Raw genomic sequence first — 22,668 nt, forward strand, 5'->3', positions numbered from 1 at the left:
GCTCCGCCCCGTTCCCGCCCCGGCGGCACGCCGAGCACCGGCGAAGTCCTATGCTGGCCCGCATGAGCAGCGAGCCGGAACAGCAGATCGGAGTGGGGTCGCCGGACGCCTTCCAGCGCCTGTGGACGCCCCACCGGATGGCCTACATCCAGGGGGAGAACAAGCCGAGCGGCCCGGGCGCCGGCGACAACTGTCCGTTCTGCGCCATCCCGGCCAAGTCCGACGAGGACGGGCTGGTGGTCGCCCGCGGCGAGCAGGTGTACGCGGTGCTCAACCTCTACCCGTACAACGGCGGCCACCTGATGGTCGTGCCCTTCCGGCACGTCGCCGACTACACCGACCTCACCGACGAGGAGACGGCGGAGCTGGCCGACTACACCAAGCGGGCCATGGGGGCGCTGCGCGCCGCCTCCGGGGCGCAGGGGTTCAACATCGGCATGAACCAGGGCGCCGTCGCGGGCGCCGGCATCGCCGCCCACCTCCACCAGCACATCGTCCCCCGCTGGGGAGGGGACACCAACTTCATGCCGGTGGTGGGACACACCAAGGTGCTGCCGCAGTTGCTGGCCGACACCCGCCGGATGCTCGCCGAGGTCTGGCCCGCCGCCTGAGACGTCCGCCGGCACCGAGTGGTGTCCGGCCGACGGCTTCGGCCCCTTCCGCCCGGGCGGAAGGGGCCGAAGCCGTCGGCCGGGGACCTCAGGCGTTGTACACGTCCGCCTGGCCCGGATCGGGAGCCTGTACCGAGCCGCTGAGCGCCCCCGAGCGGGCGCCGAACTTCTCGGTGTCCACGCCGTTCTCCTCCAGCACCTTCAGGGCCGCCGCGTGCACCGCCCGCAGCACCGGCGTGGCCGTGCGCAGGACGTCGTCGGCCATGAAGCGGTGGCGCCACGGCTTGTCGGCCCACACGTGCCGCAGGCCGAAGGGCTCGGGAAGGGTCAGCTTGCCGCCCAGGTGGTCCAGCACCGGCGGGAACCACGTGAGCGGGGCGCGCGCCGTCAGTCGCACCACCTCGGGGGCGTCGATCAGGGGCAGCGTGATGTCCTTGGTCTCCCAGAACCTGACCGGCTTGGAGACCGTCTTGGTCTTCGGGGACGGCTTGGTGCTGAACAGCGAGTGCACCGGCCCCAGCGCGTGGCCGGTGACCTCGATGCGCAGGGTGTGGTGGAGCACGGTCACGTTGACCAGCATGGTGATCACCAACTGGCCGTCCCACAGCACGAACTGGACGCCCAGGTAGTGCCGGTTCCCACTGTCGAACTGCTGCTCGTTGCAGATCCGCTGGACCTCGAAGTCCTTGATCCGGTACGCCTCGACCTCCTGCCCCTCGGGCCGGGCCACCTCCGAGGCGCCCTCCCCGACGGGGGCGACGATCCAGTGCCGGACGGAGGGGGTCGGGAAACCGCCGGTGTGGAGCGGGCCGCGCTCCAGCATCCGCAGCCGGTCGTGGATGGCGCGGATGACGTCCCAGCTACGGAAGGGGTTGATCTCGGTGCCCGGGGTGGCGGGCGTCAGCTCCTCGGCGAGCTGCCAGCTCCCCCAGCGGGTGCCCATGCCGAGTATGCCCTTGGAGCCGGCGTAGAAGACGAGGTTGCTGCGCTGCTCGGCCGTCAGTTTGGCCAGGTTCAGCCGGATGTTCTCGGCGCCCGCGTCGCCGGGGGCGTGCGGCACGGCCTCGGGGATCTTGGCGCCGACCCCGCCGCCGGTGAGCAGCCCCTCCCAGCGCGATCGCAGGTCCTTGGCGTAGCGCTCGCAGATCTGCTTCGCCCACAGCCAGCCGACGACCGGGGCGACCAGCATCACGCGCAGGTAGATCGCCCAGAAACCGGTGAACGGCAACTGGATCACGAAGATCACCGCGAGGACGCCGAGCGCGGCGAGCGCGACGGTGCCCAGGGCCCCGGTCCTCTTGTCCTGCGCGCCCGCCAAGGTCCGGCGCAACTGGAAGCCGCCGAGCCACAGCAGCACCCCGGGCAGGAAGAGCAGCCCGAAGAGCACCATCACGACGGTGAGCCGGGCGTCGCGCTGCCGGCGGATGCGGCCGGCCGCCAGGCAGTGCTCGACCACGGTCTGCGGCTCGCAGCCGAAGGACTGGATCAGCGGCTTGCGCCCGCCGCCGAGCGTCCGGACCTGGACCGCGCGGGCGAACGCCTCGCCCAGGTTCGGTTCGAAGAGCGAGAACCTGGGCGCCGAGACCTTGACGTCGCCGTTCGCCGCGATCAGGTCCGTCACGGGACCGTCGCGGTAGGCGGCCGAGGCGAGCGCATGGGTGGCCGCGGTCTGCCCGCTGCCCGCCCCGGTCAACGGGATCTGCGCGCCGGGACTGAAGTCGTACGCGCCTTCGAGGTCATCGAACCCCGCCAATGGTGCCCCCACTCCGTTCGCGCCGTCCGACGACGGACTCGTTCCCACCCGTTCCCAACAGCGGCCCGCCGCACACCTGTTGCGGCGCCGCGGAGCCCGTCGCCGTGACGTTCAGCGTATCCTCATCCCGGGGTCACGCCACGCCGGTTTCGGCCTGTTCGCGTATCCTGCCCTCCACCTGTCGCGGCACCGGCTCGTGACGGAGATAGGAGCGCGCGAACCGTCCCGTGCCGTGCGACAGGGAGCGCAGGTCCACCGCGTAGCGGTCGAGTTCCGCCTCCGGAACCTCCGCGCGGATCAGGGTTCCGCCGCCGGGGACCTGCTCGGTGCCCACGACCCGGCCGCGCCGCCCGGACAGATCGCCGAGCACCGCCCCCACGTACTCGTCGGCGACCAGCACCCGCACCTCGGCGACCGGCTCCAGCAGGTGGATCCGCGCCTGGGAGGCCGCCTCGCGCAGGGCCAGCGCGCCCGCCGTCTGGAAGGCCGCGTCGGAGGAGTCCACCGAGTGCGCCTTGCCGTCGACGAGGGTGACCCGGACGTCCACCAGCGGATGCCCGCCGGCCACGCCGCGCTCCGCCTGGGCCCGCACGCCCTTCTCCACCGACGGGACGAACTGGCGCGGCACGGCGCCGCCCACCACCCGGTCGACGAACTCGATGCCGGAGCCGACCGGCAGCGGCTCCACGGTGATCTCGCAGATGGCGTACTGGCCGTGGCCGCCGGACTGCTTGACGTGCCGGCCGCGTCCGGCGGCCGGTTCGGCGAAGGTCTCGCGCAGGGCCACCTTGTGGGGCACGGCGTCGACGCGGACGCCGCCGCGGGTGCGCAGTCGCTCCAGCGTCACGTCCCGGTGCGCCTCCCCCATGCACCACAGCACCACCTGATGGGTGTCCGTGTTCTGCTCCAGGCGCAGGGTGGGGTCCTCGGCGACCAGCCGGGCCAGCCCGTGGGAGAGCCTGTCCTCGTCCGCCCTGCCGTGGGCCTCGACGGCGACCGGCAGCAGGGGATCGGGCATCACCCAGGGCTCCATCAGCAGCGGGTCGTCCGGGTCGGAGAGGGTGTCGCCGGTCTCGGCGCGGGAGAGCCTGGCGACACAGGCGATGTCGCCCGCGACGGCCCGGGACAGGTGCCGCTGCCGGCTGCCGAAGGGGGACGACAGGGCGCCGACGCGCTCGTCCTCCTCGTGGGTCTCCCGCCGCTCGACGAAGCCACCGGGCAACGAGCCCTGTCCGTCGCCGGAGGCGTTGCCGCGCCGTGCCGCGCCGCGACCGCACACGTGCACGCCCGCGTCCGGACGCAGGGTGCCGGAGAAGACCCGCACCAGCGACATCCGGCCGACATAAGGATCGGAGAAGGTCTTGACGACCTCGGCCGCCAAGGGGCCGTCGACGTCGCAGGTCAACGGGGAGTGGGGGCGGCCGTCGGGGGTGGTGACCGCGGGGATCTCCCGTTCGGTGGGGTCGGGGAAGGCGCGGGCGATCAGGTCCAGCACCTCCACGGTGCCCAGGCCCTGTCGGGCGTCCTCCGGCGCGGGCGCGGCGGCCAGCACGGGGTGGAAGGTGCCGCGGGCGATGGCCTTCTCCAAGTCCCGGACCAGGGTCTCGACCTCGACGGGCTCACCGCCGAGGTAGCGGTCCATGAGGGTCTCGTCCTCGCTCTCGGCGATGACGCCCTCGATGAGCCGGTTGCGGGCCTCCTCGATCAGCGGCCGGTGCGCGGGGTCCGGGGCACGCTCCACGCGCTCGCCGGAGGAGTAGTCGAGGACGCGCTCGGTCAACAGCCCGATCAGCCCGTCCACCGGCGCGTGCCCGTCACCGCCCGTCCCTCCGCGCAGGGGGAGGTAGAGGGGGAGCACCGCGTCGGGGTCGTCGCGGCCGAAGGTCCGGCGGCAGACCTCGGCCATCTCGTCGAAGTCCGCGCGGGACGCCTCCAAATGGGTGATGACCAGGGCGCGCGGCATGCCGACCGCCGCGCACTCCTCCCACACCAGCCGGGTCGAGCCGTCCAGTTCGTCGGCGGCCGAGACGACGAAGAGGGCCGCGTCCGCCGCCCGCAGACCGGCCCTCAGCTCCCCGACGAAGTCGGCGTAGCCCGGTGTGTCCAACAGGTTGATCTTGACGCCGTCCCACTCCACGGGGACCAGCGACAACTGCACCGAACGCTGTTGCCGGTGCTCCACCTCCTCGTAGTCGGAGAGGCTGCCGCCGTCCTCGACCCGCCCCGCGCGGTTGACCGCGCCCGACGCCAGGGCCAGGGCATCCACCAGCGTCGTCTTCCCCGAGCCGCTGTGGCCGACCAGGACCACGTTCCGTATGGAACCGGGACGGTCGGCCGCCGGTGCCCTGCCCGCGGCCCCTGTCTGTGTGCTCGTCCTGTCGCCCATGTCTCCCGCCTCCCGGGTCGATCGCCGCTGGGTCGGATGGTGGATCGCACACGGTGCGCCGTCTCCGAGCTTTCCACCGGGAGCCGAGTCCGTCCATACGGGGCGATGGGGGTGACTCATGACATATGGCGTATTTCAGGATGTAGTCGCATGAGGGGCACCAAGCGGGCATCGCTCCGCTTCCGTGCCGGAGGCGAACGGCCGTGGTCGTTCGACGTCTCGGCGGCCGGCGGGCGGGGGCCGGCTACGATGGGCGCGCCGATGGCCCGTTGACCACCGGCCCACCTCGACCTCCGGGAAGGCCATGCTGAACAAGTACGCGCGTGCGTTCTTCACGCGTGTCCTCACGCCGTTCGCCGCTCTGCTCCTCCGGCTGGGGGTCAGCCCCGACACGGTCACGCTCATCGGCACCGGCGGCGTCATGGCGGGAGCGCTGGTCTTCTTCCCCCGGGGCGAGTTCTTCTGGGGCACCGTCGTCATCACCCTGTTCGTCTTCTCCGATCTGGTCGACGGCACCATGGCCCGCCAGTCGGGCCGCTCCAGCCGCTGGGGCGCCTTCCTCGACTCCACGCTCGACCGCATCGCGGACGCGGCGGTCTTCGGCGGCATCGCGCTGTGGTACGCGGGCGGAGGCGCGGACCCCGTGCTGTGCGCGGTGGCGATCTTCTGCCTGGCCAGTGGGCAGGTGGTGTCGTACACCAAGGCCCGCGGCGAGAGCATCGGGCTGCCGGTGAACGTCAACGGCCTGGTCGAGAGGGCCGAACGGCTGGTGATCACCTTGGTGTGCGCCGGGCTCGCCGGGTTCGAGACGACCTTCGGCGTCCCCCACATCGGGATCCTGCTGCCCGTCGCCCTGTGGGCGGTGGCCGTGGGCAGCCTGGTGACGATCCTCCAGCGGATGGTGACCGTCCGCCGCGAGGCGGCCGAGGCGGACGCCGCGGCGGCGGAGGGCGGGGCGTCCGAGGGGAACGGGGCCGGCACGACCGGACGGGGAAGCGAGGCCTCGTCGTGAAGGACCGGTTGACCGACGGCCTGTACGGGCTCGGCTGGAGCGTGGTCAAGTACCTCCCCGAACCCGCCGCCAAGGCCCTGGGCCGCACCGTCGCCGACGCCGCCTGGCGGCGGCGCGGTCAAGGGGTGCGGCGCCTGGAGGCCAACTACGCCAGGGTCGTCCCCGACGCCGGCCCCGAGCGCCTGGCGGAGCTGTCCCGCGCGGGCATGCGCTCCTACCTGCGCTACTGGATGGAGTCCTTCCGGCTGCCGAGGTGGAGCCCGCAGCGCATCCGGGACAGCGTCGAGGTCGAGAACCTGCACCGGCTCACCGACGCCCTCGACACCGGCCGCGGCGTGATACTGGCCCTGCCCCACATGGCCAACTGGGACCTGGCCGGCGCCTACCTCACCGCCGGCCTGGGCATCCCGTTCACCACCGTCGCCGAACGACTGAAGCCCGAGAGCCTGTACGACCGCTTCGTCGCCTACCGCGAGGGCCTGGGCATGGAGGTCCTGCCGCACACCGGCGGCGCCGCCTTCGGCACCCTGGCCCGGCGGCTGCGGGCCGGCGGCCTGGTGGCCCTGGTGGCCGACCGTGACCTGTCCGCCTCCGGCGTGGAGGTCACGTTCTTCGGCGAACCGGCCCGGATGCCGGCCGGCCCCGCCATGCTGGCCCTCCAGACCGGGGCCACGCTGCTCCCGGCCCACCTGTGGTTCGACTCCACGCCCGTGATGAAGGGCCGCGTCCTGGAGCCCGTCGCGGTGCCCGCCGAGGGCGACCGGCGGCAGAAGGCCGCCGCCATGACCCAGGCGGTGGCCGACGGCTTCGCCGCGGGCATCGCCGAACACCCGCAGGACTGGCACATGCTGCAACGGCTGTGGTCGGCGGACCTGGATCCGCGGGCCGGGACGCGCCACGAGGCGAGTCCGGAAACGGAGAAGCGTTGAGGATCGGCATCGTCTGCCCGTACTCCTGGGACGTCCCCGGCGGCGTCCAGTTCCACATCCGCGACCTGGCCCAGCACCTCATCGGGCTCGGGCACGAGGTGTCCGTCCTCGCCCCGGCCGACGATCCCCCTCGGCCCGGCGGCCGGGGTGGTGCCCCCACCCCTCGGCCCGGCGGCCGGGGTGGCGCCCCCACCCCCCTCCCCCCGTACGTCGTTCCCGCCGGCCGGGCCGTGCCCGTCCCCTACAACGGCTCGGTGGCCCGGCTGAACTTCGGCTTCCTCTCCGCCGCGCGCGTCCGCCGCTGGGTGCACGAGGGCAACTTCGACGTCCTGCACATCCACGAGCCGGCCACGCCCTCGCTCTCCCTGCTCGCCTGCTGGTCGGCCCAGGGCCCGATCGTGGCCACCTTCCACACCTCCAACCCGCGCTCGCGGGCGATGATCGCCGCGTACCCGATCCTCCAGCCCGCGCTGGAGAAGATCAGCGCGCGGATCGCCGTCAGCGAGTACGCCCGCCGCACCCTGGTGGAGCACCTGGGCGGGGACGCGGTCGTCATCCCCAACGGGGTGGACGTCTCCTTCTTCGCCGACGCCGAACCCAAGGCCGAATGGCAGGGGCGCGAGGGGGAGAACACGATCGGCTTCATAGGCCGCATCGACGAGCCCCGCAAGGGCCTGCCCGTCCTGATCCGGGCGCTGCCCCGCATCCTTGCCGAACGCCCCGGCACCCGACTGCTGGTGGCCGGGCGCGGGGACGAGGAGGAGGCCGTCGCCGACCTGCCGCGCGAACTGCGCGGACAGGTGGAGTTCCTCGGCATGGTCAGCGACGAGGACAAGGCGCGGCTGCTGCGCAGCGTGGACCTCTACATCGCTCCCAACACCGGCGGCGAGTCCTTCGGCATCATCCTCGTCGAGGCGATGTCCGCCGGGGCGCCGGTGCTCGCCAGCGACCTGGACGCCTTCGCCCAGGTGTTGGACGGGGGAGAGGCCGGGGAGCTGTACGCCAACGAGGACGCGGACGCGCTGGCCGCCGCCGCGGTGCGCCTGCTGGGCGACCCGGAGCGCCGCGCCGAACTGCGCGACCGCGGCGGCCGTCACGTCCGCCGCTTCGACTGGTCCACCGTCGGGGCCGACATCCTCGCCGTCTACGAGACCGTCACCGACGGCGCCGCCGCGGTCGCGCCGGACGAGCGCGTCGGGCTGCGCGCCCGCCTCGGACTGGCCCGTGACTGACGACCCGGACGACCGGGACGGCCGGGGCGACCGAGCGACCGAGGGGAACCAACCGTGATCACCACGATCGTCTGGATCGCGGCGGCGCTGCTGTTGGCCGCCGTCTACCTGAGCTGGACCGCCGGGCGGCTGGACCGGCTGCACGCCCGGATCGACGCGGCCCGCGCCGCCCTGGACGCGCAACTGCTGCGACGCGCCTCCGTCACCCAGGAGGTGGCCACCGCGGGGGTGCTCGACCCGGCCGCGTCGATCGTCCTCTACCAGGCGGCCCACGACGCCCGGCAGGCCGAGGAGGACCAGCGGGAGGTCGCCGAGAGCGAACTCAGCCAGGCGTTGCGGGCGGTGTTCGCCGAGAGCGCGCAACTGGAGGCGGTGCGGTCGGCGCCGGGGGGCGAGGAGTCCGTGAGGGAACTGGCCGCCGCGGTGCGCCGGGTGCCGATGGCGCGACGCTTCCACAACGACGCGGTGCGGGCCGCCCGCGCCCTGCGCCGCCACCGGACGGTGCGCTGGTTCCGGCTGGCCGGACACGCGCCCTTCCCCTTGGCGTTCGAGATGGACGACGAGCCACCGGCCATCCTCGCGGACCGCACGGAACCGGACAGAGAAGGCCACTGACTTTTGATTGGCCCTTGCGCAAAGGCCAGTCGCCCTTTTTCATCACTCCTGTAGCACGGATCACTGTGAAGTGGACCGATCGGCAGATCCGGAAGTGGATCGAACGGGCCTACGATGGTCCCATCGGTTCTTCCGCGCGGGCACCGCCCGTGTCCGCGCTCGCCGCCGTTCGGTGCCGTCCGCGATGTCCGTCGCCGTCCACCGTTCATACCGTCGTCGAGTGAGGTCACACCTTGTCCAGCACGTCTCCCAGCACGTCCGAAACCGCCGGCGCACCGACGCCCGAGACCGGCACCGCGCGCGTCAAGCGCGGCATGGCCGAGCAGCTCAAGGGCGGCGTGATCATGGACGTCGTCACCCCGGAGCAGGCGAAGATCGCCGAGGACGCGGGCGCCGTCGCGGTCATGGCCCTGGAGCGGGTGCCCGCCGACATCCGCAAGGACGGCGGCGTCGCCCGCATGTCCGACCCCGACATGATCGAGGGGATCATCAACGCCGTCTCCATCCCGGTGATGGCCAAGTCCCGCATCGGCCACTTCGTCGAGGCCCAGGTGCTCCAGGCGCTCGGTGTGGACTACATCGACGAGTCCGAGGTCCTCACCCCGGCCGACGAGGTCAACCACAGCGACAAGTGGGCCTTCACCACGCCCTTCGTCTGCGGCGCCACCAACCTGGGCGAGGCCCTGCGCCGGATCGCCGAGGGCGCGGCCATGATCCGCTCCAAGGGCGAGGCCGGCACCGGCAACGTCGTCGAGGCCGTCCGTCACCTGCGCCAGATCCGGGGCGACATCGCCCGGCTGAGGGGCCTGGACAACAACGAGCTGTACGCCGCCGCCAAGGAGCTGCGCGCCCCCTACGAGCTGGTCAAGGAGGTCGCCGAGCTGGGCAGGCTCCCGGTCGTGCTGTTCTCCGCCGGTGGCGTGGCCACCCCTGCCGACGCCGCGCTGATGCGTCAGCTCGGCGCCGAGGGCGTCTTCGTCGGCTCGGGCATCTTCAAGTCCGGCGACCCGGCCAAGCGCGCCGCCGCCATCGTGAAGGCCACCACCTTCTACGACGACCCCAAGGTCATCGCGGACGTCTCCCGCGGTCTGGGCGAGGCCATGGTCGGCATCAACTGCGACACCCTGACGGACTCGGAGCGGTTCGCCGGCCGGGGTTGGTGACCACGAACCCCGTGACGGGCGGCCCGCGCGCCGCGGGCCGCCCGTCACCGTTCGGGGAAGAGCCCGGAACGCCCGGGCCCGGAACGTCCAGGAACGAGGTGACCCTGTGACCACACCCGACATCGGAGGCGCCACCGGAGGCGGAGCCGACGTCACCGTCGGAGTCCTCGCCCTCCAGGGCGACGTGCGGGAGCACCTCGCCGCGCTGACCGCGGCCGGCGCCGAGGCCCGTCCGGTCCGCCGCCCCGAGGAACTCGCCGAGGCCGACGGCCTGGTGATCCCCGGCGGGGAGTCCACCACCATCTCCAAACTGGCCACGGCCTTCGGACTGCTGGAGCCACTGCGCGAGCGGGTCCGCTCGGGCATGCCCGCCTACGGCTCCTGCGCGGGCATGATCATGCTCGCCGACAAGATCCTCGATCCCAGGGCCGGCCAGGAGACCATCGGCGGCATCGACATGATCGTGCGCCGCAACGCCTTCGGACGGCAGAACGAGTCCTTCGAGGCGGCCGTGGAGGTGGCGGGCGTCGAGGGCGGCCCGGTCGAGGGCGTCTTCATCCGCGCCCCCTGGGTGGAGTCCACGGGCGCGGAGGTGGAGGAGTTGGCGGTCGTCGACGGCCGTGCCGTCGCCGTGCGCCAGGGGCGGCTGCTGGCCACCGCCTTCCACCCCGAACTCACCGGCGACCACCGGGTGCACCGGCTCTTCGTCGACATGGTGCGCGCATCGGTGATGTGAGGGCGATGTGAGATCGACGGTAGGATCGACGCGTTGATTTCCTGTTGGTGACATCGAAGGAGCGAGGGCGTGGCCGGCCACTCCAAGTGGGCAACCACCAAGCACAAGAAGGCCGTGATCGATGCCAAGCGCGGCAAGCTCTTCGCCAAGCTGATCAAGAACATCGAGGTCGCGGCCCGGATGGGGGGTCCCGATCCCGAGGGGAACCCCACGCTGTACGACGCCATCCAGAAGGCGAAGAAGAGCTCGGTCCCCAATAACAACATCGACCGCGCGGTCAAGCGCGGCGCAGGTCTGGAGGCGGGCGGCGCCGACTACCAGACGATCATGTACGAGGGGTACGGCCCCAACGGCGTCGCACTCCTGATCGAGTGCCTCACCGACAACCGGAACCGCGCCGCCTCCGACGTGCGCGTCGCCATGACCCGCAACGGCGGCTCCATGGCCGACCCCGGCTCGGTGTCGTACCTGTTCAACCGCAAGGGCATCGTCATCGTGCCCAAGAACGACCTGACCGAGGACGACGTGCTGGCCGCCGTCCTGGACGCGGGCGCCGAGGAGGTCAACGACCTCGGCGAGAACTTCGAGGTCGTCAGCGAGCCCGGCGACCTCGTCGCGGTGCGCACCGCCCTGCAGGACGCGGGCATCGACTACGACTCGGCGGACGCCAACTTCGTCCCCACCATGCAGGTGGAGCTGGACGAGGAGGGCGCGCGCAAGGTCTTCAAGCTGATCGACGCCCTGGAGGACAGCGACGACGTGCAGAACGTCTTCGCCAACTTCGACGTGTCCGACGAGGTCATGGCGAAGGTCGACGCCTGATCCGTCCGGTTCCGAACGGCCCGGCACGCCCCTTCCCGTGTCCCCGAAGACGTTGTCGGTGGGAGCCGATAGCCTGCGGGAACACATGATCGAACGATGAGGTGGACGAGAGGGGGCCGCCGTGCGCGTGCTCGGCGTGGATCCGGGCCTGACCCGCTGCGGCATCGGCGTGGTGGAGGGGACTCCGGGGCGTCCGCTGCGGATGATCGGGGTCGGCGTCGTCCGCACGCCCGCCGACAGCGAGGTGGCCGAGCGACTGGTGCTCGTCGAGCGCGGCGTCGAGGAGTGGCTGGAGGAACACCGGCCCGACGTCGTCGCCGTGGAGCGGGTGTTCAGCCAGCACAACGTCCGCACGGTGATGGGCACCGCCCAGGCCAGCGCGGTCGCCATGCTCTGCGCGGCCCGGCGCGGGCTGCCCGTGGCGCTGCACACCCCCAGCGAGGTCAAGGCCGCCATCACCGGCAGCGGACGCGCGGGCAAGGCCCAGGTGGGCGCCATGGTGACCAGACTCCTGCGGCTGGACGCCCCGCCCAAGCCGGCCGACGCCGCCGACGCCCTGGCGCTGGCCATCTGCCACATCTGGCGCGCGCCCGCCCAGAGCCGGCTCCAGCAGGCCCGCATCCAGGCCCTCGCCGCCCGCCGCGCCGGCGCCGCTCACACACCCGCAGCACCCACCCCGAAGGGCACCCGATGATCGCCTTCGTCTCCGGACCGGTCGCCGCCCTCTCCCCGGACACCGCCGTGATCGAGGTCGGCGGCGTCGGCGTGGCGGTCCACTGCACCCCCGGCACCCTCGCCGACCTGCGGGTGGGCCACCACGCACGGCTGGCCACCTCCTTGGTCGTCCGGGAGGACTCGCTCACCCTGTACGGCTTCGCCGACGACGACGAGCGGCAGGTCTTCGAGCTGCTCCAGACGGCCAGTGGTGTCGGGCCGCGACTGGCCCAGGCGATGCTCGCCGTGCACAGTCCCGACGCCCTGCGGCGCGCGGTCGCCCAGGGGGACGAGAAGGCGCTCACCGCCGTCCCCGGCATCGGGAAGAAGGGCGCGCAGAAACTGCTGCTGGAGCTCGCGGGCCGACTCGGCGAACCGGTCGGCACCGGCGCCGCGCCGGCCGGGCGGGGCGGAGCCGCCGCACCGCCCGACTGGCGGGAGCAGGTGCACACCGCCCTGGTCGGACTCGGCTACGCCGCCCGCGAGGCCGAGGAGGCGCTCGACGCCGTCGCCCCGCAGGCCGAGGCCGCCCTCGCCGAGGGCGGTCGGCCGCCGGTGCCGCAACTGCTGCGTGCCGCCCTGCAGACCCTGAACCGCGCGCGCTGAGACGCTTCCCGACAGCCGCCGTGGACGAGACGACCGACGAGAGACCGACCATGACGCCGCACCTCCCGCCCACCGCCCTCCCCGCCGACCGGGCACCGTCCCACGCCTGGACGGCCGGCATCGGGAGGGAGGCCGTATGACCCACGACATGGCCCACGACGACCACCACGCGGAGGGCGCCGTGGAGGAGGCGTACGGCCCGACCGGTACGGCCGCCGGGGCGGAGCGTCTCGTCGGCGCCTCCGCCGACTCCGAGGACACCGCCATCGAGGCGGCCCTGCGCCCCAAGGACCTGGCGGAGTTCATCGGCCAGCCCAAGGTCCGCGAACAGCTCGACCTGGTCCTCCGCGCCGCCCGAGCCCGCGGCGGCACCGCCGACCACGTGCTGCTCTCCGGCGCCCCCGGGCTAGGCAAGACCACCCTGTCCATGATCATCGCCGCGGAGATGGGCGCCCCCATCCGGATCACCTCCGGCCCGGCCATCCAGCACGCCGGCGACCTCGCCGCGATCCTCTCCTCCCTCACCGAGGGGGAGGTGCTCTTCCTCGACGAGATCCACCGGATGTCCCGCCCCGCCGAGGAGATGCTCTACATGGCGATGGAGGACTTCCGGGTCGACGTCATCGTCGGCAAGGGCCCCGGAGCCACCGCCATCCCCCTGGAGCTGCCGCCGTTCACCCTGGTCGGCGCCACCACCCGGGCCGGACTGCTGCCGCCGCCGCTGCGCGACCGCTTCGGCTTCACCGCCCACATGGAGTTCTACGAGCCGACCGAGCTGGAGCGGGTGGTGCACCGCTCCGCCCGGCTGCTGGCGGTGGAGATCGACGCCGCCGGCGCCGCGGAGATCGCCGGCCGCTCCCGCGGCACCCCCCGGATCGCCAACCGGCTGCTGCGCCGGGTGCGCGACTACGCCCAGGTGCGGGCGGACGGGGTGATCACCCGGGAGGTCGCCGCACGGGCCCTGGCGGTCTACGAGGTGGACGAGCGGGGCCTGGACCGGCTGGACCGGGCGGTGCTGACGGCGCTGCTCAAGCTCTTCGGCGGCGGGCCGGTGGGGCTGTCCACCCTGGCCGTCGCGGTGGGCGAGGAACGCGAGACCGTCGAAGAGGTGGCCGAGCCGTTCCTGGTCCGCGAGGGGCTCCTCGCCCGCACCCCCCGGGGCCGGATCGCCACCCCCGCCGCCTGGGAGCACCTGGGCCTCACCCCGCCCCGGCAGCCCGCCCCGGGCACACCGGGGCAACAGGGGCTCTTCGAACGTGACGGGGGGTCGTGACGGAGGGTGAGGTCGCCCGGAACGGAACCCCGGTGCGATGCTTGACGTTGTTCCCCAAGCGCGGACTCGCTTAGACTCCGCCGATGCCTTCCGTCCCGGACGGCATGACCACCCCGAAGACCAGGCCGCCCCAGTGGGCGGTCGTGCGAAGGAAACCTTCCGCCGTGGATATCCTCACTCTCTTCCCCTTCATCGTGCTCATCGGGGCCATGTTCCTGATGACGCGGTCTGCCAAGAAGAAGCAGCAGCAGGCCATGCAGATGCGCGACCAGATGCAGCCGGGCACCGGTGTCCGGACCATCGGCGGCATGTACGCGCAGGTGAAGGAGGTTCGCTCCGACACGGTTCTCCTCGAGGTCGCCCCGGGTGTGCATGCCGTCTACGCCAAGAACGCCGTGGGCGCCGTCCTGGAGGACGAGGAGTACGAGCGCATCGTCCACGGCGACTCGGAGTACGACGGTGACGCTCCCGTGGTCCCCGACGACGCCTCCTCCCTGATCTCCGGTGAGGACGGTCCCGTGGCCAAGACCGACCTGAGCAAGACCGACCAGGGCAAGAAGGACGGCGCCTCCGCCGACGACGCGGAGTCCAAGGACGCCAAGCGGAACGGCGACGACGCCGAGTAACCGGGCAGCCGCTCCGCCGCCGGGTCCCTGTCGAGGGCCCGGCGGCGTCGTCTTGTCCGCGACCGCGCCGCGCGCCGCCCCGAACGCCGTCGGAACGCCGGGGCGCCGTCGGGGCGTTCCTCGCCGGGCGGCCGGGGGACGGGGTCGCCCCTCCGGGCGTCGGCGGTAGGGTGATCCGGTGACATCCGTGACCCCCTACTCCGACGAGCTGCGCAGCCTGCTGCTCAGCCGGATCCGTGACGTGCCCGACTATCCCAAGCCGGGTGTGCTGTTCAAGGACATCACCCCGCTGCTGGCGGACCCCGAGGCCTTCGGCGCGCTCACCGGCGTGCTGGCCGGACTGTGCCGGGAACGCGGGGCCACCAAGGTGGTGGGCCTGGAGGCGCGCGGCTTCATCCTCGCCGCCCCGGTGGCGGTGGAGGCAGGGGTCGGCTTCGTCCCCGTGCGCAAGGCGGGCAAGCTGCCCGGCGCCACCCTGGCCCAGGCGTACGAGCTGGAGTACGGCAGCGCCGAGATCGAGATCCACGCCGAGGACCTCACCCCCGAGGACCGGGTGCTGGTGATCGACGACGTGCTGGCCACCGGCGGCACCGCCGAGGCGTCGCTGCGGCTCATCCGCCGCTCCGGGGCCCAGGTCGCGGGGGTGGCCGTCCTGATGGAGCTGAGCTTCCTGCCGGGACGGATCCGGCTGGAACCCGCCCTGGAGGGCGCCCCGCTGGACGTCCTGATCACCATCTGAGAGCGGTCGGACCGCGGGCTCACACGAGCGACCGGTCCGCCGGGGCCGTCCGGACCGCTCCGGGCGGCCCCTCCCCGTCGTGGCCCCATCGCGGTTCCGTCGCGTTTCCGCCGCGTTTCCGTCGCGCGGGCCCCGTCGGCCGTGACGCCCTCGGTCGCGTCCCCGGCGGACGACCGGACCGTTCCGGGGTCCGGGTGGATACCATGGCAGAGTCCGGCCGGTCCGGCCGGAACCTCCCTCTTCCCCCGCCACCGGCGAGGAGGGGCCCACCGAGGAGTTGCCCTTGCCAGACGAGGCCCAGCCGCTCACCACAGCGCAGCACCAGGACGCCAGGCCGGCGAAGCCCTCCAAGGCGAACGGCACGGCCGCCGGGCCCGGCGGCGCCCCGACGAAGCCGCAGCCGTCCGCCGCGTCGCCGGGCCGCACGGGTGCGTCCTCGCAGCCGAGTGGGCGGCGCGACGACTCCGGCGCGCGCGACCGGAGCCCGGCGACGCGCGCCATCTCGGGCGTCTCCGGCCGTTCCGGTTCCTCCAACCGCGTCCGCGCCCGGCTGGCCCGACTGGGCGTCCAGCGCTCCAACCCGTACAACCCCGTCCTGGAGCCGCTGCTGCGGATCGTGCGCGGCAACGATCCCAAGGCCGACACCTCCGCGCTGCGCCAGATCGAGCGCGCCTACCAGGTCGCCGAGCGCTGGCACCGCGGGCAGAAGCGCAAGAGCGGCGACCCGTACATCACCCATCCGCTGGCCGTCACCACCATCCTCGCCGAGCTGGGCATGGACCCGGCCACGCTGATGGCGGGCCTGCTGCACGACACGGTCGAGGACACCGAGTACGGCCTGGACACCCTGCGTCGCGACTTCGGCGACCAGGTGGCCCTCCTCGTCGACGGCGTCACCAAGCTGGACAAGGTCAAGTTCGGCGAGGCCGCGCAGGCGGAGACGGTCCGCAAGATGGTCGTCGCCATGGCCAAGGACCCGCGTGTGCTGGTCATCAAGCTGGCCGACCGCCTGCACAACATGCGCACCATGCGCTACCTCAAGCGGGAGAAGCAGGAGCAGAAGGCGCGCGAGACGCTGGAGATCTACGCGCCGCTCGCCCACCGCCTGGGCATGAACACCATCAAGTGGGAGCTGGAGGACCTCGCCTTCGCGATCCTCTACCCCAAGATGTACGACGAGATCGTGCGGCTGGTGGCCGAACGTGCGCCCAAGCGGGACGAGTACCTGGCGAAGGTCATCGACGAGGTGCAGGCCGACCTGCGCGGGGCCCGCATCAAGGCGACCGTCACCGGCCGCCCCAAGCACTACTACAGCGTCTACCAGAAGATGATCGTGCGGGGCCGCGACTTCGCCGAGATCTACGACCTGGTGGGCATCCGCGTCCTGGTCGACACCGTCCGCGACTGCTACGCGGCGCTGGGGACCGTCCACGCCCGGTGGAACCCGGTGCCGGGGCGGTTCAAGGACTACATCGCGATGCCCAAGTTCAACATGTACCAGTCGTTGCACACGACGGTCATCGGGCCCGACGGCAAGCCGGTCGAGTTGCAGATCCGCACCTACGACATGCACCGCCGCGCCGAGTACGGCATCGCCGCCCACTGGAAGTACAAGCAGGACGCCGTGGCCGGCGCCTCCAAGGTCCGCACCGACGCGCCCGCGCGGAAAGGCGGCGACGCCGTCAACGACATGGCGTGGCTGCGGCAGTTGCTGGACTGGCAGAAGGAGACGGAGGACCCGGGCGAGTTCCTGGAGTCGCTGCGCTTCGACCTCTCCCGCAACGAGGTCTTCGTCTTCACGCCCAAGGGCGACGTCATAGCGCTTCCGGCGGGCGCCACCCCCGTGGACTTCGCCTACGCGGTCCACACCGAGGTCGGCCACCGCACCATCGGCGCGCGGGTCAACGGACGGCTCGTCCCGCTGGAGTCCACGCTCGACAACGGGGACCTAGTGGAGGTCTTCACCTCCAAGTCGCCCGGTGCCGGGCCGTCCCGCGACTGGCTGAGCTTCGTCAAGTCGCCCAGGGCCCGCAACAAGATCCGCGCGTGGTTCTCCAAGGAACGCCGCGAGGAGGCCATCGAGCAGGGCAAGGACGCCATCGTGCGGGCCATGCGCAAGCAGAATCTGCCGATCCAGCGCATCCTGACCGGCGACTCCCTGGTCACCCTCGCGCACGAGATGCGCTACCCCGACATCTCGGCGCTCTACGCCGCGATCGGCGAGGGGCACGTCTCAGCGCAGAACGTCGTCCAGAAGCTCATCCAGGCCATCGGCGGCGAGGAGGCGGCCAACGAGGACATCGCGGAGACCTCCCCGCCGCTGCGCCGGCGCTCCAAGCGGCGCGCCGGCGCCGACCCGGGCGTGGTCGTCAAGGGCGTGGACGACGTGTGGGTCAAACTGGCCCGCTGCTGCACGCCCGTGCCCGGCGACCCGATCATCGGCTTCGTCACCCGCGGCAACGGGGTGTCCGTCCACCGCGCCGACTGCGTCAACGTCGAGTCGCTCTCGCGGGAGCCGGAGCGCATCCTCGACGTCGAGTGGGCCCCGACCCAGTCCTCCGTCTTCCTGGTCGCCATCCAGGTCGAGGCGCTGGACCGCTCCCGGCTGCTGTCGGACGTCACCCGCGTGCTCTCCGACCAGCACGTCAACATCCTCTCGGCGGCCGTCCAGACCTCCCGGGACCGGGTGGCCACCTCCCGCTTCACCTTCGAGATGGGCGACCCCAAGCACCTGGGGCACGTGCTGAAGGCGGTGCGCGGGGTGGAGGGCGTCTACGACGTCTACCGCGTCACCTCGGCCCGCCGGTCGTAGCCGGCCCGTAGTCGGCCGGCCCCACGGACGAAACGGGAAGACGAAACGAGAAGACGAAAAGGGAGGGCCCCGGCGCCGTACGGCGCCGGGGCCCTCCCCGTCACGGTTTTCCTCCCGGTTCCCCGGGGCGGTTCGGCCGGTCAGCCGGAGAACTCGCGCAGGCCCTTGAGCGCCTGCTCCAGCAGGGCCTGGCGGCCCTCCAGCTCCTTCTCCAGCTTCTCCGCCTTGGCGGTGTTGCCCGCCTCGCGCGCCTTGTCGATCTGCGCGCGGAGCTTGTCCACCGCGTCCTGCAACTGGCCGGTCAGCCCCTCCGCCCGGGCCCGGACCTCGGGGTTGGTGCGGCGCCACTCGGCCTCCTCGGCCTCCTGGATGGCCCGCTCCACCGCGTGCAGCCGACCCTCGATCCGCGCCCGGGCGTCCCGCGGCACGTGACCGATGGCGTCCCAGCGCTCGTTGACGGAGCGGAAGGCGGCCCGGGCGGCCTTGAGATCGGTGATCGGGAGCAGCTTCTCCGCCTCGGCGACCAGCTCCTCCTTGCGGGCCAGGTTCTCCCGCTGCTCGGCGTCCCGCTCGGCGAAGGCCTCGCCGCGGGCGGCGAAGAACACGTCCTGGGCGCCGCGGAAGCGCTGCCACAGGTCGTCCTCGTGCTCGCGCTGGGCCCGGCCCGCGGCCTTCCACTCCTGCATCAGCTCGCGGTACCGCGCGGCCGTCGGACCCCAGTCCGTGGAGCCGGACAGCGCCTCCGCCTCGGCGACCAGCTTCTCCTTGCGGCGCCGCGCCTCCTCGCGCTGGGCGTCCAGCGACGCGAAGTGCGCCTTGCGCCGCTTGGAGAAGGCCGAGCGGGCGTGTGAGAAGCGGTGCCACAGCTCGTCGTCGGACTTGCGGTCGAGCCGGGGCAGGCCCTTCCAGGTGTCCACCAGGGCGCGCAGCCGCTCCCCGGCGGCCCGCCACTGGTCGCTGCGGGCCAGTTCCTCGGCCTCGGCGACCAACTCCTCCTTGGCCCTGCGGGCCTCTTCGGCCTGCCGGGCCCTGGCGGCCTTGCGCTCCTCCTTGCGGGCCTCGATCAGTTCGGTGAGCTGGTCGAGGCGCCTGCTCAGCGCCTCCAGATCGCCCACCGCGTGCGCCTCGTCGACCTGCCCGCGCAGGTGCTCGACGGCCGTCAGCGCGTCCTTGGCCGACAGATCGGTGGTCTTCACCCGGCGTTCAAGGAGGTCGATCTCCACGACCAGGCCGTCGTACTTGCGCTCGAAGTAGGCGAGGGCTTCCTCGGGGGAGCCCGCCTGCCACGATCCGACGACCCTCTCGCCGTCGGCGGTACGCACGTACACGGTCCCCGTCTCGTCGACGCGGCCCCACGGGTCGCTGCTCACAGCGCCTCCTCCACATGACGCCGACGGGAGGCGTGCACTCCCGGGCGTCGTCCACAGTTGTCATCCGGCCGACAGTTGGATTTGACCGGTCGAACCAGATTTGGGCTGGTCGGACCAGGGTTTCGCCGGGCCGTCGGCGCAGGCACCCTACCAACGCCCAACATAGGCGACCGGTGCCCGCGCTGTCCGCATTCCGCGCGGCCGAAATCGCGGGGCGACGCGGCCCTCGAACCCGACGGTCCCGGCCGTCACTCCTTGCGCACGGTCGCCTTGTCGATCACGACGGTCGCGTTCGGCGGGGTGTTGCCCGTCTGCGGGTCCATCGTCGAGCCGGCGTCGGCGATCTTCTTCAGCACGTCCATGCCCTTGGTGACGGTGCCGAAGGGGGTGTAGTCCGGGGGCAGCGGGCTGTCCTCGTAGACGAGGAAGAACTGGCTGCCGCCGCTGTCCCGGTTCTCCTTGGTCTGGGCGTTGTACCGGTTGGCCATGGCGACCGTGCCCGCCGGGTAGGTGCCCTTCTCGACCCTGGGGTCGTCGAGGTTCTCGTCCGGGATGGTGTAGCCGGGGCCGCCCTGGCCGGTGCCCGTGGGGTCGCCGCACTGCAGCACGTGGATGCCCTCGGTGACCAGACGGTGGCACTTGGTGTGGTCCAGGTAGCCCTCGCCCACCAGGAACTCGAAGGAGTTCACGGTGCGCGGCGCCTTGGCGGCGTCCATCTCGATCTCGATGTCGCCGCAGGTGGTGTCCAGCTTCATCGTGTAGGTGGCCGAGGTGTCGATCGACATCTTCGGTTCCTTCTTCCACTGCTTGTCGCCCGGCTCGCCCTTCGCCGGCTTCTCACAGGGGTCCGGGGCCTTGCTGGTCGCCGTGGCCGAGGGCTCCGCCGCCGCGTTGTCCGACTTCTTCTCGTCGTCCGCGGCCAGTCCGCCGGCAGCCGCGTAGGCCCCGCCGGCCGCCAGTGCCAGGGCCAGACCACCCGCTATGGACGCGTTGCGGATCCGAGCCTTGCGCCGTGCCTCCGCCCGCCGCTGCTGCTGCCGCAGGTACTTCTCGCGGGCGAGCTGCTTGCGCCGCTGCTCACTGCTGACCACGGGTCGTCTCCTTCGAGTGCTTCGAGGCGTGCGTACGCACGTGTGTGCCACAGCCAGGGCCGTACCGTATACGGGATACGGGTTCGCGACCTCCGTCCCGTCGCCGGTAGGCTCTGTGATCGCCGGTTTCGACCGGCGACGGCCGCAACATCCCTGACGGACGATTGAAGGACGATCGTGCTCATTGCCGGGTTCCCCGCCGGGGCCTGGGGGACCAATTGTTATCTGGTCGCCCCCGCCGCCGGTGAGGAGTGCGTGATCATCGACCCGGGCCACCGGGCCGCCGAGGGCGTCGAGGAGGCCATCGCCAGACACCGGCTCAAGCCCGTCGCCGTCCTCCTCACCCACGGCCACATCGACCACGTCGCCTCCGTGGTCCCGGTGTGCGGCGCGCACGACGTGCCCGCCTGGATCCACTCGGAGGACCGGGAGATGATGAGCGACCCCGAGAAGTGGCTCGGGCGCTCCATCGGACAACCCCTGATGGGCGAGCTCACGATCGGGGAGCCCGACGACGTCCGGGAGCTGACGGACGGGTCCTCGCTCTCCCTGGCGGGTCTGGAGCTGACCGTCGCGCACGCGCCGGGCCATACCAGGGGGTCGGTGACCTTCCGGATGCCCGAGCAGGCCGACGTCCCGCCGGTGCTGTTCTCGGGCGACCTGTTGTTCGCCGGCTCCATCGGACGCACCGACCTGCCCGGCGGCGACCACGACGAGATCCTGAGGTCGCTGGCACGCGTGTGCCTGCCCCTGGACGACTCGACCGTGGTGCTGTCCGGCCACGGCCCCCAGACCACCATCGGCCGCGAGCGCGCCACCAACCCGTTCCTGCGGGAGGTGGCCGCCGGCCGGCACCTGACGGGAGACGGCACCGCCGCCCCGCGACGAGGAATGTGACGACGCAGAACGTGAGCACCTTCACCGCCCCCAGGGGCACCTACGACCTGCTTCCCCCGGAGTCCGCGGACTACCTGGCGGTCCGGGAGGCGATCGCCGCGCCGCTGAAGCGCGCCGGATACGGCTACATCGAGACCCCCGGTTTCGAGGACGTGGAACTGTTCGCCCGCGGCGTGGGCGAGTCCACGGACATCGTCACCAAGGAGATGTACACCCTGACCACCAAGGGCGGCAGCCGCCTGGCGCTGCGGCCCGAGGGCACCGCGCCGGTCGTCCGCGCGGTCCTGGAGCACAACCTGCACCGCGGCGCCCTGCCGATCAAGGTCTGGTACTCCGGCTCGCAGTACCGCTACGAGCGCCCCCAGGCCGGCCGCTACCGGCACTTCTCCCAGGTGGGCGCGGAGGCGCTGGGCGCCGAGGACCCGGCCCTGGACGCCGAGCTGATCATCCTGGCCGTGGACGCGTACCGCTCGCTGGGGCTGAGGAACTTCCGGCTGCTGCTGAACTCCCTCGGCGACCGCGAGTGCCGCCCGGCCTACCGCGCCACCCTCCAGGACTTCCTGCGCGGACTCGACCTGGACGAGGCCACCCGCGCCCGGATCGAGATCAACCCGCTGCGGGTGCTGGACGACAAGCGCGAGTCCGTCCAGAAGCAGCTCACCGGCGCCCCGATGATGCGCGACCACCTGTGCGAGGCGTGCAAGGAGTACCACGAGCAGGTGCGTGAACTGCTGACGGCGGCCGAGGTCGCGTTCGTCGACGACGAGAAGCTGGTGCGCGGTCTGGACTACTACACCCGCACCACCTTCGAGTTCGTCCACGACGGGCTCGGCTCGCAGTCCGCGGTCGGCGGCGGCGGTCGCTACGACGGCCTGTCGGAGATGCTCGGCGGGCCCCCGCTGCCCTCGGTGGGCTGGGCGCTGGGCGTGGACCGCACGGTGCTGGCCCTGCGGGCCGAGGGCGTGGCGCTGCCCGAGCCCTCGCGCACGCGGGTGTTCGCCGTCCCGCTCGGCGAGCAGGCGCGGCGGACGCTGTTCGGCGTCGTCACCGAGCTGCGTCGGCAGGGGGTCGCGACGGACTTCGCGTACGGCGGCAAGGGCCTGAAGAACGCCATGAAGTCGGCCAACCGCTCCGGCGCGGCCTACGCCGTCGTGGCGGGGGAGCGGGACCTGGCCGAGGGCGTCGTCCAGGTCAAGGACCTCGACAGCGGCGAGCAGACCCCGGTTCCGCTGGACGGTGTGGTGGAGGAGTTGCGACGGAAGCTCGCCTGAGTCGTTGAGC

The 22,668-nt window shown here is 72.3% G+C and carries 20 protein-coding genes; 16 read left to right on the forward strand and 4 right to left on the reverse strand.

The features are described 5' to 3' along the window. Positions 1 to 50 precede the first annotated feature (50 nt). Positions 51 to 611, forward strand: a complete 561-nt coding sequence (locus IF47_RS0108315) for an HIT family protein (RefSeq protein ID WP_031507692.1) — start codon at positions 51 to 53, stop codon at positions 609 to 611. Positions 612 to 699: 88 nt separating this feature from the next. Here the strand turns inward: IF47_RS0108315 and IF47_RS0108320 are convergent, their stop codons facing one another. Further along, a complete protein-coding gene (locus IF47_RS0108320; protein ID WP_031507694.1) occupies positions 700 to 2,364 on the reverse strand; it encodes a hypothetical protein in 1,665 nt (554 codons plus the stop codon). A 133-nt stretch (positions 2,365 to 2,497) separates the two neighbouring features. After that, complete coding sequence (locus tag IF47_RS0108325; RefSeq protein ID WP_031507695.1) at positions 2,498 to 4,750, reverse strand: elongation factor G-like protein EF-G2; 2,253 nt, start codon at positions 4,748 to 4,750, stop codon at positions 2,498 to 2,500. Between the two features lie 304 nt (positions 4,751 to 5,054). Between IF47_RS0108325 and pgsA the strand changes: the two genes are divergently transcribed. The 13 genes from pgsA (at position 5,055) to IF47_RS0108390 (ending at position 18,029) form a co-directional block, all read left to right on the forward strand. Beyond that, positions 5,055 to 5,762, forward strand: coding sequence for a phosphatidylinositol phosphate synthase (pgsA, locus tag IF47_RS0108330; protein ID WP_031507696.1), 708 nt, complete (start codon positions 5,055 to 5,057; stop codon positions 5,760 to 5,762). After that, on the forward strand, positions 5,759 to 6,691 hold the full coding sequence (locus tag IF47_RS0108335) for a phosphatidylinositol mannoside acyltransferase (protein ID WP_037732227.1): 933 nt from the start codon (positions 5,759 to 5,761) through the stop codon (positions 6,689 to 6,691). The genes pgsA and IF47_RS0108335 overlap by 4 nt, the downstream gene beginning before the upstream one ends. Next, positions 6,688 to 7,923, forward strand: coding sequence for a glycosyltransferase family 4 protein (locus IF47_RS0108340; protein ID WP_031507700.1), 1,236 nt, complete (start codon positions 6,688 to 6,690; stop codon positions 7,921 to 7,923). The genes IF47_RS0108335 and IF47_RS0108340 overlap by 4 nt, the downstream gene beginning before the upstream one ends. 57 nt (positions 7,924 to 7,980) lie before the next feature. Beyond that, positions 7,981 to 8,538 (forward strand): hypothetical protein, encoded by a 558-nt coding sequence (locus IF47_RS0108345; RefSeq protein ID WP_037732246.1) that lies wholly within the window; start codon positions 7,981 to 7,983, stop codon positions 8,536 to 8,538. 233 nt (positions 8,539 to 8,771) lie between these two features. Next, positions 8,772 to 9,701 (forward strand): pyridoxal 5'-phosphate synthase lyase subunit PdxS, encoded by a 930-nt coding sequence (gene pdxS / locus IF47_RS0108350; protein ID WP_031507702.1) that lies wholly within the window; start codon positions 8,772 to 8,774, stop codon positions 9,699 to 9,701. Between the two features lie 106 nt (positions 9,702 to 9,807). Then, positions 9,808 to 10,437, forward strand: a complete 630-nt coding sequence (gene pdxT / locus IF47_RS0108355) for a pyridoxal 5'-phosphate synthase glutaminase subunit PdxT (RefSeq protein ID WP_245641043.1) — start codon at positions 9,808 to 9,810, stop codon at positions 10,435 to 10,437. Between the two features lie 69 nt (positions 10,438 to 10,506). Next, on the forward strand, positions 10,507 to 11,259 hold the full coding sequence (locus tag IF47_RS0108360) for a YebC/PmpR family DNA-binding transcriptional regulator (protein ID WP_031507706.1): 753 nt from the start codon (positions 10,507 to 10,509) through the stop codon (positions 11,257 to 11,259). A gap of 121 nt (positions 11,260 to 11,380) precedes the next feature. Beyond that, on the forward strand, positions 11,381 to 11,953 hold the full coding sequence (gene ruvC / locus IF47_RS0108365; protein WP_031507708.1) for a crossover junction endodeoxyribonuclease RuvC: 573 nt from the start codon (positions 11,381 to 11,383) through the stop codon (positions 11,951 to 11,953). Beyond that, a complete protein-coding gene (gene ruvA / locus IF47_RS0108370) occupies positions 11,950 to 12,579 on the forward strand; it encodes a Holliday junction branch migration protein RuvA (protein WP_031507710.1) in 630 nt (209 codons plus the stop codon). Before ruvC ends, ruvA begins: the two co-directional genes overlap by 4 nt. A 148-nt stretch (positions 12,580 to 12,727) precedes the next feature. Then, positions 12,728 to 13,852, forward strand: coding sequence for a Holliday junction branch migration DNA helicase RuvB (gene ruvB, locus IF47_RS0108375; protein ID WP_031507711.1), 1,125 nt, complete (start codon positions 12,728 to 12,730; stop codon positions 13,850 to 13,852). 164 nt (positions 13,853 to 14,016) lie between these two features. Next, positions 14,017 to 14,478 carry a preprotein translocase subunit YajC gene (gene yajC, locus IF47_RS0108380; RefSeq protein ID WP_031507712.1) on the forward strand — a complete coding sequence of 154 codons (462 nt, stop codon included), beginning with the start codon at positions 14,017 to 14,019 and terminating at the stop codon, positions 14,476 to 14,478. Positions 14,479 to 14,665: 187 nt separating this feature from the next. After that, the gene (locus IF47_RS0108385) at positions 14,666 to 15,217 is read left to right on the forward strand and encodes an adenine phosphoribosyltransferase (RefSeq protein WP_031507714.1); all 552 of its coding nucleotides are present in this window, start codon (positions 14,666 to 14,668) and stop codon (positions 15,215 to 15,217) included. Between the two features lie 283 nt (positions 15,218 to 15,500). Continuing rightward, entirely contained in the window at positions 15,501 to 18,029 is a 2,529-nt protein-coding gene (locus tag IF47_RS0108390; protein ID WP_031507716.1) for a RelA/SpoT family protein, read from the forward strand. 140 nt (positions 18,030 to 18,169) lie between these two features. Here the strand turns inward: IF47_RS0108390 and IF47_RS0108395 are convergent, their stop codons facing one another. Further along, the gene (locus IF47_RS0108395; protein WP_031507717.1) at positions 18,170 to 19,399 is read right to left on the reverse strand and encodes a DUF349 domain-containing protein; all 1,230 of its coding nucleotides are present in this window, start codon (positions 19,397 to 19,399) and stop codon (positions 18,170 to 18,172) included. Positions 19,400 to 19,647: 248 nt separating this feature from the next. Then, positions 19,648 to 20,490: a peptidylprolyl isomerase gene (locus IF47_RS0108400; protein WP_031507718.1), complete on the reverse strand. Its 843-nt coding sequence runs from the start codon at positions 20,488 to 20,490 to the stop codon at positions 19,648 to 19,650. A 177-nt stretch (positions 20,491 to 20,667) separates the two neighbouring features. Between IF47_RS0108400 and IF47_RS0108405 the strand changes: the two genes are divergently transcribed. Both IF47_RS0108405 and hisS read left to right on the forward strand, forming a co-directional pair. After that, the gene (locus IF47_RS0108405) at positions 20,668 to 21,387 is read left to right on the forward strand and encodes an MBL fold metallo-hydrolase (RefSeq protein WP_031507719.1); all 720 of its coding nucleotides are present in this window, start codon (positions 20,668 to 20,670) and stop codon (positions 21,385 to 21,387) included. 11 nt (positions 21,388 to 21,398) lie between these two features. Continuing rightward, positions 21,399 to 22,658: a histidine--tRNA ligase gene (gene hisS, locus IF47_RS0108410; protein ID WP_031507721.1), complete on the forward strand. Its 1,260-nt coding sequence runs from the start codon at positions 21,399 to 21,401 to the stop codon at positions 22,656 to 22,658. Positions 22,659 to 22,668 lie beyond the last annotated feature (10 nt).

This window comes from Streptomyces megasporus, from assembly GCF_000718985.1.
Lineage (GTDB): Bacteria > Actinomycetota > Actinomycetes > Streptomycetales > Streptomycetaceae > Streptomyces > Streptomyces megasporus.